We start from the raw sequence: 15032 nt of genomic DNA, 5'->3' as shown, positions 1-15032 counted from the left end.
AAAGGCGAATTGCGGAGCGCTGTCCGTATCTCGGTCGAGCGCGGTACACGGCAGCGCACGGGAAATGCGTGGGAGCGTGAACGTGAAGGTGAGTAAAGGGTGCTTGTGGCGTTGCGGCACGATGTGGGGCGGCGGCCGGCGAACGGGATGTCAGTCGTGATTCCCGTGGCCCTTTCGGACGACTCGTCAATACCGTCCGAACCGTCCGAACCGTCAACGCGTAGAAGTCACCAACAGTGAGTGAGTCTCCTTGGCCACAGGTCGGCATGTCAATGCGTATACGTTCATTTCGATTCTGTTCGCCTCTGAACGCAATCACCCGACACCCGGTCAAACCTCTTATGCAGTCCCCGGGTTCGGTCGGAGAGTAACCGCTCCACTTGCGCAGTCCGAACGCACGCGCGGTACTGGTCGCATTGTTGCTTGAGGCCAATCGCCTCGTTCCGGTCTCCCATCTGATGGAGACGGCGTGGGAACAGAATCCGCCGGCCACGGCGGAACATCGGATTCGCAGAATCGTGGCTGCTTTGCGTACCCAGGTCCCTGACCTTCGGAAGATTCCGGTGACCGAAGAACCGGGCTTTCGCATCGTCGTCGACGACGGGCAACTGGACCTGATCGCCTTCGAGAAGGCGCTGGACGCGGCACGGCGGTGCGACACCGCGGACGGCGAGGCCGCCGCTCCGGAGGTGGCGCTCGACGTGTAACGGGGGCGTGTCCTCCCCGACGGTACTGACGTCCGCCGCAGACGGCGGAGGCCCTGCTGGAAGATCCGCTCGACGCCTGGCTGCTCGTCCAGCACACGGCCGGACGTTGACGTCCGGCCGTGACGCCTTCCAGCCCGGTCCGCGCCCTGGCCCGGGACAGCGCGCTCACGGTCCGCACGCGGCCCGAGAGGCGCGGCACCGGCTGCCCGGCCTTTACGCACCGCGGCCTCTGAGCCGGGCCGGGCGCCGGTCCGGACGCGGTTCAGCGGAGCGGCGCGAGGACCTCGCCCGTCGTGGCCTCGCGTACGGTGATCGCCTCCATGGGGCAGGTCTCCGCCGCGTCCATCACTCCGTCGTCCGGGCTGATCAACTCGTCCACCGGACGGGCCCGGCCGGCCTCCAGCCGCATACGGCCGTGCGCGGTTCCGAGGCACAACCCGGTGCCGGAGCACGCGAGCCGGTCGACTTCGATCCGCCATTGAACAGGGTCTTGGTACATCTCCTCGTTTCCTTTCACCGTCACTGAACGACAAGGGGCACACGCACGGGGCCGTGCTCGGCGTCCGCCCGGAACACCGTCCGCCGGGCCCCGGCCCCGTCCTCCATGCGTTACCGGGCCACCAGCTCTTCCAGGCGGGCGGTGATGTCGGCCGGGGTCGGCATGGCCTTGATCTCCGCGCGGACCTCCGCCGCGGCCGTTCGTATCGCCTCGTCCGCGATGACGGACTCCAGCAGCTCCGGCCCGATCTCGTCGGGCTCCACGACCCGCCCCACACCCCGGTCGGCGATCGCCTGGGCGACATCGGGCCGCCCGAGGCCCTTGAAGGCGGGCACCACCTGGGGAAGGCCGTGCACCATCGCCCCCAGCGCCGTACCCGGACCGGCGTGGTGGATGACCGCTGAACACCGCGACGCGAGCGCGCCGTACGGCACCCAGTCGAAAGCCCGCACATTCTCCGGGAGCGGCCCGAACGGCTCCAGGTCCACGCGGGGCAGGGTCACGACGAATTCGGCCTTCATCTTGGGCGCCATGGCCAGGAGCCGTTCCATGATGACGGCGGCCTCCCCCGGCATCGGACCGCTGCCGAGACTGACGGCGATACGCGGCACCTCGGGCGTGGAGTTGAGGAGATCGTAGAGCGGCTTCGGCAGCGGCCCGCTGCCGTTGTAGGGCACGTACCCCATCGACCACGCACCGGCCTGGGCAGGGACGACGCTCGGCGGGGTGATGTCGATGGTGGCCCGTACACCGGGCAGCTCCACCCCGTGCTGCTCGAAGAGGTCCGCGTGGAGCTCGCGCATGGTCTCGGCGGACGGGTTCACGAACCCGAAACCGTGCTGCACCGCGGGCACGCCCAGCTTGGCCGCCGCGACGATCCCGGGCGTCAGCAGCGGCGAGTGCACCACGACGTCCGGCCGCCACTCCTCGGCCGTTCGGATGATCGCGTCGACCATGTCCGGCTGGAGCCGCAGCGCCGACGCGACCGCACCGCCCACCACCTCCATGTAGGGGACTCCCGACACCCCCTGGAGCAGCCGCCCCGCAACCTCCGGATGGTGCTGTGCCAGCTTGCCGACCATCTGGTCCAGGGACAGGCCGGGCGCCACGTCCACGGTGCGCGCGCCGGCTTCGCCCAGGGCGAGGCCGGGTCCACTGGAGACGACCAGAACCTCGTGGCCGGCCAGTTGCAGAGCCCAGGTGAGTGGCACCACGGGATAGGTGTGTCCCGTGCCTGGGGTGATCGTCATCAGTACACGCATGTCTGTGAGTTCTCCGTTCAGGAGGCAGGAAGCAGAAACCAAAGAGCGTGGAACCGAAAGCGGCAATTCGTCGGGGACAAGGTCGGGGACAAGCTGGTGGAGACGGTTTCAGCGCAGTGATTCGACCGGGTGCTCCGGGCGCAGCCCGATGGCCATGGCCCGCGCCGGAACGCCCTGGAGCAGGGGCAGCCGTTTCAGGATGCGCAACAGCACCGGTGTGGTGGATTTCCCCTCGCCGCGGATCCACGGTTCGAGGAACCGGGTCTGAAGGAACAGCTGCATCCGCTGGATGGCCGCGGTCGGTGGCTTACGGCGGCGCTGCACGCGGCCGAGGTGCCCGTCGTCGAGTGTGCCGTCGCGCAACGGCTTGGCCAGGATGTTCGCGGCGGCGACCGCGTCCTGCACGGCGAGGTTGATGCCGACGCCCATGATGGGCGACATGGTGTGGGCGGCGTCCCCGATGCACAACAGGCCCGGCCGCCACCACTGTCGCAGCCTGTCGATCTGCACGTCGAGCACCTTGACGTCGTCCCAGGTCCGCACCTCGTGCACGCGGTCGGCCAGGAACGGCTTGAGCGTGACCAGCGTCTCCCTGAACCGGTCCAGACCCTGGGCGCGCATCTCGTCGTATCCGCCCTTACGTACGGCCATGGCGGCCTGCCAGTGGCTCTGCCGCTCGATACGAACGAGGAGTTGTCCGTCGGAGAGGCGCCCGACCATGCCTCCCGGATCGTCCTCCCGCTTCGACAGCTGGAACCACAGGATGTCCAGGGCGGAGCCGAAGACCCGCGACTCCAGACCGGCGGACTCCCGCACGATCGACCGCCGGCCGTCGGCGGCGACCGTGAGGTCCGCACGGAGCTCGTGCTCCTCCCCCTCGCCGTCCCTGTAGCGGAGGCCGTTGACACGTCCCTGATCCGTGGTCACCGCGACGACCTCGCTGTTCCGCAGGAGCCGGAAGTTACGGAACCGATTGGCCTCCTCCAGAAGGAAGGTGAGGAAGTCGGACTGCGGCAGGAAGGTGATGTGCTTGAACCTCCCGGGCAGCCGACGGAAGTCCGCCAGGGTGTACGTCCCGTCGTCGGTGAGGATCTGGAGGTCGTGGATGTGCTGGTGGGCCAGCTTCTGAAAGGCGTCCCCCAGGCCCAGTTCGCCCATCAGGCGGAGGGTGGAGGCGTGCACCGTGTCGCCGCGGAAGTCACGCAGGAAGTCGTCGTGCTTCTCCAGCACCACCGTGTCCACCCCGGCCCTGGCGAGCAGCATGCCGAGCATCAGTCCGGCAGGCCCCGCACCGGCGATGACGCATTTGGTGTGGCTCAATCCCATGATCTCTCCCCCCTCAGCTCTCGGGCCCGTCCCGCCGCGCACCGTGCGGCACGGCTGACGGACGCCGCGGACATCCCGCGATTCACCATGTGACGGGAAGCGCTGCCGGGGCCCGCGCGATGAGACCGGGCTTCCACGGCACGTCCTCCGCCGGTCCGGTCAGGCGCAGGGTGGGGAACCTGGCGGTGAGTTCTTCCAGAGCCACCTTCAGCTCGGCCCGGGCCAGGCTCGCACCCAGGCAGAAGTGCATGCCGTGGCCGAAGCCGAGGTGCGGATTGCTCTCCCGGTCGAAGCGGATGGTGTCCGGTGTCTCGAAGACCCGCTCGTCACGGTCGCCCGCGGCCCGTTGGAAGATCACCGTCTCGCCCCGGCGGATGAGCACCCCACCGATCTCGATGTCCTCGGAGGCCCGGCGCGGGAAGCTGCCCACCGAACGGAGCGGAATGATGCGCAGCATCTCCTCGATGGCGGGATCCATCAGTGCGGGGTCGTGGGACAACTGCACGAACAGATCACGCTGGGACAGCAGCAGGAAGGAGACGTTCGAGATCATGCTGAGCGACGTCTCGTGGCCGGCCATGAGGACACCGATGCCGGTCCTCACGGCCTCCGTCTCGGACAACTGCCCGGCGTCCAGCGCCTCGATGAGTACGGACAGGAGGTCGTCGGAGAGGTTGCCGCGGCGCTTGGCTATCAGCTTGCGCAGAAACGTCTCCAGCCCGTCCCTGGCCTCGTCGATCTCCTCCTTGGTGTGTGCGGAAGTGGCGACGAAGACATCGGAGAACCGGCGGAACTCAGCGCGCTCCTCGTACGGGACGCCGAACAGCTCCACGATCATGCGGACCGGAAGCGGTATCGCCAGGCGCTGCACGAGGTCGCCGGGCGGCCCGGCGTTCTCCATGGTGTCGAGCTCGGCGGTGACGAGAGCGCGCATGCGATCGGCGAGTTGCGAGACGATGCGCGGCCGGAACGCGTGCGCGACGACCTTACGGATCCTGCCGTGGTCCGGCGGGTCCATGCTGAGCAGGTTTCCCGGGCGCAGCGGCAGCGGCGTCACCCGTGCGGTGTCGTGGGCCGTCGCGGCGTGCGAACTGAACCGGGGGTCGGCGAGGAACTGCTTGATCTCGTGGTAGCCGGTGATCAGCCAGGCCTCACCGCCGTAGGGCATCGTCACTCGGGATACCGGCTCGTTGCGGCACAGCTCCAGATAGCGGCGGTGCAGGTCGAGCCGGACAACGGTGCCGAAGGGATACTTCGGCGGCCCGGCCGAGTCTGTGACAGTCATGATTTCCACCTTCTGCGATGCGTTCATCGCGGACAATTGAAAACCGAGGCTCTCATGCATGGAAGTGCGGACATGAAATCGGTCTCGGCCCTCTCGGCCTTCTCGACCTTCCGGGAGAATCCGGCAACGGCGATTCCACCGCAGGCCGAATCGGCCGCTCGCACGAAAATACTCCCACAAACGCGCACGTACATGCCGTGTTCGACGCTCTTATCCCGTTCCCGGAAAGTATGGTGAGATACGGAAAGGGACCGCCAGAGAAGCCGTCGGCGAATTGGTGACAATGAAGCCGGAGTGTGCAGAGTCAGCACTCTGCACACCCTTGACGGCCGAACAGGAAGGTTTTCCGGATGCTTTTTCGTTCAGTCGGAGATCCCGGGGACCTCGGAGAACCCCGGGTACCTCGGGATCCCCGAGGTCCCGGAGATCCCGAGGTCAGTGAAGCTCCGGAGATCAGCGAAACGTCCGCCTCAGACGCTCGCTCCGGAGCGCTCCCTGGCCCTGGCCTCCCGCTCCACGTTGTCGGCGAACCGGATCCACCTGTCCGCGCAGGCCCGGGCCAGCCTGACGACCCCGCCGGCGCTGTGCGGGGGGATCGTCGTGGCCAGTCTCGTCCACGCGGAGGAATCGACGTCCTGGACGGCGAAGCAGCGCAGCAGAAAACGGCCGGTCTGGGAGAGCCGCAGAGCCGGGTCCTTGCGCAGCCGGTCCAGCAGTTCGGTGGGCTCACGCCCCAAGGGCTCGTCTGCCGTCTCCCGCTGCAGTCGCTGCGGCCGTTGGACGGCCTCCCCCGCCTCGGGCGGATCGGAGCGCGCGCCACGACCCTCCGGTACGGGACTGCGGCCGAGAGTCAGACGCCTCTTCACGTCGTGGGCGGTACCGAGCGAGATCCCGGCGGCCTGGGCGATCTCGCGCAGGCTCACGCCGGGGCGCTGCAGAATCAACTCGCCCGCGTACTGCCGGCCGCTGGCGACACTGTCCGTGTCCGTGCGGCGCTGTTTGCCGTCGAGCCCGATCCGGGTGTTCAAATGCGCAACTTCGACAGTTGAACGCCTCACCCGCGAGACGGTGCGAGGCGACAGGGCGGCGACGGACGCAACGTACCGGTCCGAGAGTGCCGGGTTCTCCTTGAGGATCCGCACGGCCGCCGCGAGCCGGTCGTTGTGGGTCAGAGGCTTGCCGTGGGAGACATTCAGGCTCACCGCGACGGTGAACAGACTCCGCTCCGGCACGTCCAGGAGATACGCACTGATGGTGCGGTCGCCGCGTGCACGGGCTGCGGCAAGCCTATGCATTCCGTCGACCACCCGCCCGGTGGGCCGGTGCACGACAATAGGTGGAAGTTCTTCGTCCAGTACGACGAGCATATCGACGTACTCCTGGTCCAGGCCCTTGATACGTGGCGAGTCTCCGGGCGATAACGAGTCGACCGGTACATCTGCGCGCGCCGCCGAATTCAGGACTGGCGATAATGAAATCTTACTATCACTGTTACTCATCGAGTCCCCGCGTTCCCCCGTAGTGCTTCGATGGTGACACCTCAGCACGCTAACAACCCCGGCCCAGGGCAGGCAAGGAGATTACGCGGCGGGGCGGCGGCAATAAATGAAGCAACGCATTCCATTTCTCCGGAAGATCCGAGCTCAAAGAAATGGAATGCGATCGTCAACAAGAACCGGGAAGGGGTCCTGCCACTCTACGGATAAATACCGGAGAAGAGCGGAGAAGAGCAGAGCAAACCGGCCACGGGGGCCGATTCGCGCCAGTGATCATTCATGCCGCTGATCATTTACGCTGGTAGAGTTTCATGGTGAGGGAGCCGAACACCACGACCAGAGCAACCGACCAGCCCAGCGTCCAGAGCACGTCGGTGCCGGGCGAACGGCCCTCCATCAGACCACGTACCGCTGAGGCCACATGCGTGATCGGGTTGTTGTGGACCAGCTTCTGCAGCCAGCCCGGCATGGTCTGCGGGTCGACGAAGATGTCGCTGAGGAAGTTCAGCGGGAAGATCACCGTCATCGAGGCACCAATCACCGTTCTCTCGTCGCGCACGAGCAGGCCGAACATGGTCCCCACCCACGAGAAGGCGAAGGCGAAGACGATGAGGAGCAGAACGCCCATGACGACGCCCGGCACACCTCCCTCCGGGCGGAAGCCGATGAGCAGGCCGGCCACGAGCATCACCGACGAGGCGATCGAGTAGCGCAGCACGTCACCCAGGAGATGGCCGACCAGCGTCGAGGGCTGCCAGACGGGCAGCATGCGGAAGCGGTCGAGAACGCCCTTGTCGATGTCGTTGTTGATCGCGATGCCCGTGTACATGGTGGTCATCACGACCGACATCACCAGCACACCCGGCAGCAGGTACTGGATGTACTCGCGCGGTGAGCCCGCCAGCGCACCGCCGAAGAGGTACGTGAACATCAGCACCAGCATCACCGGAAGCACGGTGACATCGGCGAGTTGCTCCGGGATGTGCTTGATCTTCAGCATCGACCGCCAGCCAAAGGCGAGCGAGGCCGAGAGCGGACCGGGCGGGGGCGGTCGTTCCATGGAGAGCAGTTCCATGAGGGGCCCGGTCGAGACGGGAGGCAGTTCGTCCTTGCGTCCGGCGAGGTCGCCGGGTGTCGCGGTAGTCACGCCGCGGCCTCCTTCCTGGCCCCTGAGGGAGCCGGTTCCGCCTTCCGGTCGGTGAGTGCGAGGAAGACCTCGTCCAGGCTGGGCTGGCCGAGCGAGAAGCTGTCGACCGCGATACCGCGGCGGGCCAGTTCCGCGAGGGCACGGGACGCCCGCCCGGCGGCTCCGCCCTCGCCGTTGTCGCCGCCGTTGTCACCGTCGCCGTTGTTGTCGCCGTTGCTGTTGACGCTGTTGTTGTCGATGCGGGCGGTCAGCGCCAGTGGATCGGGCTCCCGTTGCACCTCGGCACCGAGGGTCAGGGCAAGGACCTGCTCGGCCTCCGGCCGCTGCACGGCGTCGCGCAGTCTCAGGTGCACAGCGCCGGCGCCGACGGACGCCTTCAACTCCCCCTTGGTGCCTTCGGCGATGACCTTGCCCTTGTCGATGACCGCGATACGGGACGCCAGTTGGTCGACTTCGTCCAGGTACTGCGTGGTCAGCAGCACGGTCCTGCCCTGGGCGACGAGCGCCCGGACGATCTCCCACACCTGGGCACGGCTGCGCGGGTCGAGACCGGTGGTCGGCTCGTCCAGGAACAGCAGATCGGGCGCGTTGAGAAGGGAAGCGGCGATGTCGAGGCGACGGCGCATACCGCCCGAGTAGTCCTTGACCTGGCGGCCGGCGGCTTCGACCAGCCCGAAGGTCTCCAGGATCTGCCCGGCCCGGTGCCGTGCGCCCTTCTTCGCGTGTCCGGTCAGCCTGCCGAGCAGCACCAGGTTCTCCATGCCCGTCAGGTCCTGGTCCAGCGAGGCGTACTGGCCGGTGAGGCTGACCCGGCGGCGCACGGCGTCCGACTCCCGTACGACGTCGTGGCCGAAGATCCGCGCCTCGCCGCCGTCGGGGCGCAACAGGCTCGCGAGCATCTTCACGCTCGTGGTCTTGCCCGCACCGTTCGGGCCGAGCACGCCGTAGACGGTGCCCTGTCGGACGGTCAGGTCGACGCCGTCGACGGCACGGTTGGCACCGAAGGACTTCACCAGGCCCACGGCGTGGATGGCCAGGTCCGAGGTGGTGTGCTCCGTCATGTCCGGCCGCCTTCCCGCACCGCGCTCTCGGCGAGTGCCTTGACCGCTTCGGGACGGCGCCGGAGCCGCTGAAGCACCAGCATCCCGCCGACACCGGGAACGAACGACCGCCGGCGCGCTCCCGCGGAGGCGCCTCTGACGGTGGCGGAGAACGTCACCGCGATGACGACCAGGTAGGCGGTGCCGTGCACCGGCCCGCCGAGCGATGTGATCGGCTCGGCATGAAGGGTGAACAGGTTGATGAACAGGATCAGGAGAGAGGCGGCCTCGACGACGGCCGCGACACGCAGCGCCCTCACACCGGTCACGCTCCCGTCGTGGAGCCGGGGCGAACGATCATCAGGACCACGACGACCGACCACAGCAGGTTGAAGATCCCGGTGACCATCGTCAGCCGGGACGCGGCCACGCTCAGCCCGGCGGCCTCGGTGCCCTGACGCGGCATGGCAAGCAGCCGCTGCTGGTCGGGGAGGATCACCACCGCCAGCATGAGGGCGGCGATCGCCGTCAGGATCATCGACGCGATCAGCCATGCGTCGGTGAGGACTCCGAGCTTGGCACCGGTCGCGAGACCGAAGACGGGCACGGCGAGCCCGACGACGGCGTATCCGCGGCAGACCCGGTGCAGGAGCTGCGCGATACCGGCCGCGCGCCCGCCCGCCTCGTCCTCGTCCGTCACCGCCTGCTTCGCGTAACGCGGGAAGAGCGAGGCTGCCACAGCGATCGACCCGACAGCCAGGATGGCGCCGAGCACGTGCGCGGACAGCAGGACCTTGGTCACAACAAGTGCCTCCAGGTGACAGTTCATCGACGGTGACATCGACAGTGGCAGGAGTGGACCCTAGATAGATTGGCTACCAATAGATAGCACATCTACGTCAGCGACAGGTAGGTCACCTACACATGCGCACAGCGTTCATCTTCACGGCCCCGCATGGACCCAAAGCCTCTGCCCACGTACCGTCGTGACGTCGCCTCAGGAAGGGGCGAGCGACGGGGGGTCGCATCATGGTTCGTGAGGATCTGTCCGGGAAGACCGGACACGGCGACGGCGCACGCGCGGACGACCACTGGCTCCGACGCACCGCCCGGATTCCCGCACCACCCGGTGCGACACACCAGGCATCCACTTCCCCGCCGTGCCGGTAGGGGTCACTCCGACCCGCACCACCGCACAGCGGCACATCACCCGTCCGTGCCCGACCCGATGGGCGGGACGAGCACACGGCCGGTGACAACAGCGAGCCGCCGCGCCCGACATGCCGTATCGCCGTCGGAGCGCTGCCACGGCAGCCGGCCAGCAGAAGGTCCACAGTCCGCAGAAGGTCCGGCAAGACACCACCGGACATGCGTCCCGCGTCAAGGTCCGAGCCGAACCACGCCTTCCCAGCCCACTACCCCACTCCCACGACACTCCACACAACCACCCACAAACGGATGAAAGGTATGAAAACGTGCGGGAATACTACGACGTCGTGATCATGGGCGGCGGCCCGGCCGGCTCCACCCTCGGCGCCCTGCTCGCTCAGCGCACCGACCTGCGGATAGCGATCTTCGACAAGGAGGTCTTCCCCCGCGAGCACATCGGTGAGTCCTTCGCGCACCCCGTCGTCCCGGCACTGCAGGAGAGTGGTGCGCTGGCCAAGGTCCTCGCCAGTGCGTGCTGGGTGAAGAAGTTCGGCGGCGTCTACGCCTGGGACCCGAAGCAGCCCAGTGTCGCCCTGTTCGACCAGGGGCCCTTCGAGCGGGACGGCGTGCTGCGCTGGACCATGCACGTCGACCGGGCCGAGTTCGACCACATCCTGCTGGACCACGCCGCGGATGTCGGTGTCGAGGTCTTCCAGGGCGTTGCCGTCACCGCCTATGAGCCAGGCGCCCTGGGCGGGCTTGTCCGGCTGGGCGACGGAACCGAAGTGCGTTCCGCGTACTTCGTCGACGCCTCCGGACGCCAGAGCAACGTCTCCAACGCGCGCAACAAGCGCAGTTGGCTCTCCAACTTCAAGAACATCGCCATCTGGCAGCACTTCACGAACTGCGACCAGACCCAGAACCTCGCCGCCGACTGGAACATCTTCACCGCGGACAACCTCTCGCCCATCGGCTGCTTCGCCTTCCGCGACGGCTGGTGCTGGTACATCCCCGTACCGAAGGTCATCGACGGCAGGCGTGTCCTCACCCACTCCATCGGCATCGTCACCAACCCGGCCGTCCTCAAGGAAACCGGACGTGACTTCACCGACCAGGAGACGTTCCTCGCCACCGTGCGCCAGGTCCCGTACCTCAAGGACCTGATCACCGACGCCGTGCCCGTCGCCGACGGCATGCTCACCGCCACCAACTACTCGCGGGTCGCCGAGGAGTTCGCGGACTACGACGAGCGGCACCTCCTGGTGGGCGACGCCGCCTTCTTCGTGGACCCGCTCTTCTCGTCCGGGGTCGCCGTCGCCCTCACCCAGGCCTCGGCCGCCGCGCTGCTGCTGCAGAAGACGGCCGAAGGCAGCATCGGCGAGACCGACCAGCGCCACTTGTGGAAGGACTACAACGACAAGTGGCACGGCACCGCCGAGACGTTCGCCCTGATGATCGACCAGTGGTACCACGCCATCGCGAAGAACAACCCCGACAGCATCTACTGGAGCACGCGCGGGACCGGCGCCGACCTCGGCATCCGCGAGCAGACCTTCGACGCCCTGCTCAACACCGCGTTCCAGCCCGCTCTGCTGGAGGTCATGACGCACGGCAGCCGCAAGGTCGAGGACCTGGACGCGGCCGGGCCGTACCTGGCCGCCACCGCGCTGGCGGAGCCGGCGGACCTCACTGACGCCTCCGTCATCGCGCTGGCTCCCGGCACGGCTGTCCGGGACAGCGTCACGCTGCTCGTGCCGGGCTTCAAGGCCACCAACCCGCCCGCCAACGTCCAGCTCCCGCCCTTCGTCCTGGAGGGCATGACGGAGTACTGGCGCAACCCCCTCACCAACAGCTCCTCGGCGCCGTCACCGCTGCGTGCCACGATGCCGTGCAAGAGGATCTACTCCGAGGACGACCCCCACGGCACGACCATCGACGCCGATGTCCGCAGGGACGGCGTGGACGAACTGTGGGAGCTGCTGAAGAGCGGCCCTCTCAAGTACGGGGAGATCGCCGGCCGCCTCACCCCGGCCCAGACCCGCCTCGTCAAGCGCATGTGCGTGGGCGGCTTCCTCCAGGTGACCACCGCCGACGCCGCCACGGCCTGACTGCCGGCCCAGGACCCGGCGCCCGGAAGTCCCGGGCACCGGGTCCTGGGCCGCCGGGGCCGGTGGCCGGTGGCCGACGGCCGGCGGCCGACGGCCGGCGGCCGACGGCCGGCGGCCGGAGTTCAAGTGCCGTTCTGCAACGGTTGAACACACTCTCCCCGGGAACGGCCGCCCTTCCACACTGGCGCGCGGAGACCGTTTGTGTAGGCTGCCGACTCATGAGACAGGATGCGGTGCGGGGCCATCTGGACGGACTACTACTGGCCGCTCTCGAACAGGGACCGCTGCACGGATACGCGATCATCACCTCTGTCCAGCAGCGCAGCGGGGGCGCCCTCGAACTGCGTACGGGCACGATCTATCCCGCGCTGAACCGGCTGGAGCGCGTCGGGCTGCTGCGCAGCAGCTGGCAGTCCGTCGGCGAACGACGAAAGCGCTGCTACGAACTCACCGACGCCGGACAGCGTACTCTCGCACGCGAGCGGACGGCGTGGCAGGAGTTCACCACGGCGATCGGCTCCGTCCTGAATCCTGTCCAGCCGCCTGGAGTCGCCACGTGAGTGCCATCGGCCCGCAGAGCGATCCCGTCGAGGACTATGTCGCCACGCTGGCCGCTGCCCTGCACGGCCCGGCGCGGGCCAAGGCGCGCATGGTGGCGGAGGCGCGCGAGGGCCTCGCGGACGCGGTCTCGGAACGCACTCGCGAAGGGCTGACATACCAGCGTGCCGCCCGCCAGGCGATGCGGGAGTTCGGGACCACCGACGAGCTCGTGGTGAGTTGGCAGCGGGAGCTGACGATCGCTCAGGCCCGGCACACCGCACGGGCCGTCGCGTGCACGCTCCCGTTCGTGATCGCCTGCTGGTATCTGGTGCTGAACGCCGACTACAGCCGGGACGGGCAACTGTCGCGCACGGCCCAGTTGCTGGCCGTTCACCTGGCCGGTGTCGCGACCGTCGCCGCGCTGCTCGCCGCGGCGACGCTGGCGGCCACCGGTACCCTCGCCCGATGGCTGCCGACGCCGGACCGGCTGCCCCTCACCGTCGCCTGGGCGGGCACCACCGGCAGCGTGGCGATGGCCGTCGCCACGCTCGCGCTCGCCGTCGCGTCGGCGCTGGGCACGAACTGGATACTGCTCGCGTTCGCCGGCGTACTCGCCGCCGCGTCACACGGCCTGGTGGCGGCCTCGGCACGGTCCTGCCGACGCTGCGCCCGCCTGCCTCTCATGGACCCGCCCGTCAACCGGCAAGGAGGCTGACCCCCTTCGCCGCATCACCGGTCGGTGGCGGCCGGTCCTGTGGTCGGTGCCTGGAACAGGGCCTGCCAGTACCAGGTGAAGGGAGGGGCCCAGTCGTCGGCGACGCAGCGCCAGTCGGCGGCGGGGCAGTAGACCGCGACGAACTTGCGCGCCTGCTCGCGCACCGCGCGGTTGTCGTCGATATCGATCACGTCGACCAACGGCCCCGCGTCCAGGGCGCGGGCGACGGCATCCTCACCGCGGGCGTGACCGTCGAGGCTCTTGTCAGCGTATTTGCCGACCTGATTGTTCGTGTAGAAATAACTACACCGCCCGGCGATCAGCGCGAGGTAGTACCTGAAGGTCTCGATGCTCATTTCCGCGAGCGAATCGACGTTGATGCAGAGATCGAACTCGGCACTCCCCAGAGATTCTTCGATCTCGTCTATGGGAACGAACTTTATCCTGCCGAACTGCTCCTCGGACAGAACCGCCCGCAGGTACTGCTGGGAGAGCGCCATGGTGGTCGGGAGATCGATGATCACGTACGAGACGATGTCCTTGTTCGACATCAATGTGTGACACGTACGGCCGTATCCCGCACCGATCTCCAGAACGCACCCACCGTCGAGGTCCACGTTCTTCTCAATGAACTCCAGGTCGCTCACGGCCCGCAGGTAGTCCAGGCACACGGGCTCTCCGTCGTACGTGATGGAGTACGGTCGCCCGAACTCGCGCCCGGTGGTGCGGCGCAGCCGCTCCCAGCTCGCCGGATCCAACTGGCCGGCCAGATTGCGGATGAGCGTCTTCAGGTAACGGACACCGTTCGTCCGGACATCGAAGTAGGTCAGCCGGTAAATCAGCTCGCTTCGCTTGAATTCGGCCAGGTCGCCGATCAGCTCCGCATTGACCTCGTTTTCACCGATGTATTTCCAGAGCTCGTTCACCTGCGGTTTCACGCTCACCGATTACCTCCCCCGAAGCGACATCCGACCCGCTGAAGAATACGATCCCGGAATCATTGACGGCAAGATTGAACAAGGACTTCCGCACCGGTACGGGAATTTCTCTCCGCGTAGCTGTTCCTGCGGCGCCCCGCGGACTGACCGACGGGTTCGGGAGCCTCCGCCCGAACCCTCGGGTCACGCATGTCCAGGTTGTTCAGGGCGTTCAGGGCGTTCAGGGCGTCCAGGGCGTCCAGGGCGTCTCACGATGGCTCATACGCCCAGGAGATCGGTGAGGTCGTCGGCGTGCTCCTCTTCCTCCTCCAGGATCGACTCGATCAGGCGGCGACTGGTCGGGTCGCTCTCACCGATCCACCGGACGATCTCCTGGTAGGTGGTGATGACGATGCGCTCGGCCACCAGGTTCTCCTGCAGCATGCGCTTCAGGTCCGTGTCCTCGGTGGTCACGTACTCCGTGTGCGACCGCTGCTTGAGCGTCGTCGGGTCGAAGTCGGGCTGCCCGCCGAGCTGACTGATCCGCTCCGCGGCGCGCAGCCCGTGCTGCAACTCCTCCTTCGCGTGCTCGGCGAACTCGGCCGCCACCTGCGCGCGGTCGATTCCGCTTGCCGCGATCGCATGCTGCGTATACCGCAGGTAGCACACCACCTCGGTCGCCACGACCTCGTTGAGGACCTCGATCAGGCGCTCCCGATCGGCCCCGTAGGTCCCGGTCACGGGTCCCTTCTCCATATGGGCGCGCGCGTCGTCCCGGATACCCTTGATGTCGATCTCGAACTTGTTCTCCACCGAGGCTTCCTCTCCAGCTTCCCTGACG

General features: G+C 67.6%; 15 protein-coding genes. 4 read left to right on the top strand and 11 right to left on the bottom strand.

Features of this window, described 5'->3' with window-relative positions:
- Positions 1-380 precede the first annotated feature (380 nt).
- On the top strand, positions 381-707 hold the full coding sequence (locus tag AOK01_RS42630) for an AfsR/SARP family transcriptional regulator (protein ID WP_107099805.1): 327 nt from the start codon (positions 381-383) through the stop codon (positions 705-707).
- Between the two features lie 262 nt (positions 708-969).
- On the opposite strand, the gene AOK01_RS12990 is transcribed toward AOK01_RS42630, so the two are convergent.
- The 9 genes from AOK01_RS12990 to AOK01_RS12950 all read right to left on the bottom strand — a co-directional run bounded on the left by AOK01_RS12990 (position 970) and on the right by AOK01_RS12950 (position 9564).
- Positions 970-1206 (bottom strand): ferredoxin, encoded by a 237-nt coding sequence (locus tag AOK01_RS12990; protein ID WP_055511138.1) that lies wholly within the window; start codon positions 1204-1206, stop codon positions 970-972.
- 110 nt (positions 1207-1316) lie between these two features.
- Positions 1317-2468, bottom strand: coding sequence for a nucleotide disphospho-sugar-binding domain-containing protein (locus AOK01_RS12985; RefSeq protein WP_055511137.1), 1152 nt, complete (start codon positions 2466-2468; stop codon positions 1317-1319).
- Between the two features lie 108 nt (positions 2469-2576).
- Positions 2577-3794 (bottom strand): FAD-dependent oxidoreductase, encoded by a 1218-nt coding sequence (locus tag AOK01_RS12980; protein ID WP_055511136.1) that lies wholly within the window; start codon positions 3792-3794, stop codon positions 2577-2579.
- 82 nt (positions 3795-3876) lie between these two features.
- A complete protein-coding gene (locus tag AOK01_RS12975; protein ID WP_055511159.1) occupies positions 3877-5079 on the bottom strand; it encodes a cytochrome P450 in 1203 nt (400 codons plus the stop codon).
- A 470-nt stretch (positions 5080-5549) separates the two neighbouring features.
- Positions 5550-6446 carry a ParB/RepB/Spo0J family partition protein gene (locus AOK01_RS12970; protein WP_055511135.1) on the bottom strand — a complete coding sequence of 299 codons (897 nt, stop codon included), beginning with the start codon at positions 6444-6446 and terminating at the stop codon, positions 5550-5552.
- A 418-nt stretch (positions 6447-6864) separates the two neighbouring features.
- Positions 6865-7722 carry an ABC transporter permease gene (locus tag AOK01_RS12965; protein WP_055511134.1) on the bottom strand — a complete coding sequence of 286 codons (858 nt, stop codon included), beginning with the start codon at positions 7720-7722 and terminating at the stop codon, positions 6865-6867.
- Positions 7719-8783, bottom strand: a complete 1065-nt coding sequence (locus AOK01_RS12960) for an ATP-binding cassette domain-containing protein (protein WP_055511133.1) — start codon at positions 8781-8783, stop codon at positions 7719-7721. Before AOK01_RS12960 ends, AOK01_RS12965 begins: the two co-directional genes overlap by 4 nt.
- Positions 8780-9091: a DUF3817 domain-containing protein gene (locus AOK01_RS12955; RefSeq protein WP_245702225.1), complete on the bottom strand. Its 312-nt coding sequence runs from the start codon at positions 9089-9091 to the stop codon at positions 8780-8782. Before AOK01_RS12955 ends, AOK01_RS12960 begins: the two co-directional genes overlap by 4 nt.
- Positions 9088-9564, bottom strand: coding sequence for a hypothetical protein (locus tag AOK01_RS12950; protein ID WP_055511132.1), 477 nt, complete (start codon positions 9562-9564; stop codon positions 9088-9090). The genes AOK01_RS12955 and AOK01_RS12950 overlap by 4 nt, the downstream gene beginning before the upstream one ends.
- 673 nt (positions 9565-10237) lie before the next feature.
- Between AOK01_RS12950 and AOK01_RS12945 the strand changes: the two genes are divergently transcribed.
- The 3 genes from AOK01_RS12945 (at position 10238) to AOK01_RS12935 (ending at position 13274) form a co-directional block, all read left to right on the top strand.
- Positions 10238-12019 carry an NAD(P)/FAD-dependent oxidoreductase gene (locus tag AOK01_RS12945; protein ID WP_198427895.1) on the top strand — a complete coding sequence of 594 codons (1782 nt, stop codon included), beginning with the start codon at positions 10238-10240 and terminating at the stop codon, positions 12017-12019.
- 218 nt (positions 12020-12237) lie between these two features.
- Positions 12238-12579: a PadR family transcriptional regulator gene (locus AOK01_RS12940; RefSeq protein WP_079103379.1), complete on the top strand. Its 342-nt coding sequence runs from the start codon at positions 12238-12240 to the stop codon at positions 12577-12579.
- Positions 12576-13274 carry a permease prefix domain 1-containing protein gene (locus AOK01_RS12935; RefSeq protein WP_055511131.1) on the top strand — a complete coding sequence of 233 codons (699 nt, stop codon included), beginning with the start codon at positions 12576-12578 and terminating at the stop codon, positions 13272-13274. The genes AOK01_RS12940 and AOK01_RS12935 overlap by 4 nt, the downstream gene beginning before the upstream one ends.
- Positions 13275-13288: 14 nt before the next feature.
- Here AOK01_RS12935 and AOK01_RS12930 read toward each other — a convergent pair whose 3' ends face one another.
- On the bottom strand, positions 13289-14218 hold the full coding sequence (locus AOK01_RS12930; protein ID WP_055511130.1) for a putative sugar O-methyltransferase: 930 nt from the start codon (positions 14216-14218) through the stop codon (positions 13289-13291).
- 252 nt (positions 14219-14470) lie between these two features.
- Positions 14471-15004: a ferritin-like domain-containing protein gene (locus tag AOK01_RS12925; protein WP_055511129.1), complete on the bottom strand. Its 534-nt coding sequence runs from the start codon at positions 15002-15004 to the stop codon at positions 14471-14473.
- Positions 15005-15032: the final 28 nt, after the last annotated feature.

The organism is Streptomyces aurantiacus, from assembly GCF_001418335.1.
Taxonomy (GTDB): Bacteria; Actinomycetota; Actinomycetes; order Streptomycetales; family Streptomycetaceae; genus Streptomyces; species Streptomyces aurantiacus.
Note: the sequence above shows the minus strand (reverse complement) of the source record. Positions and strands in the feature narration are given on the sequence as shown.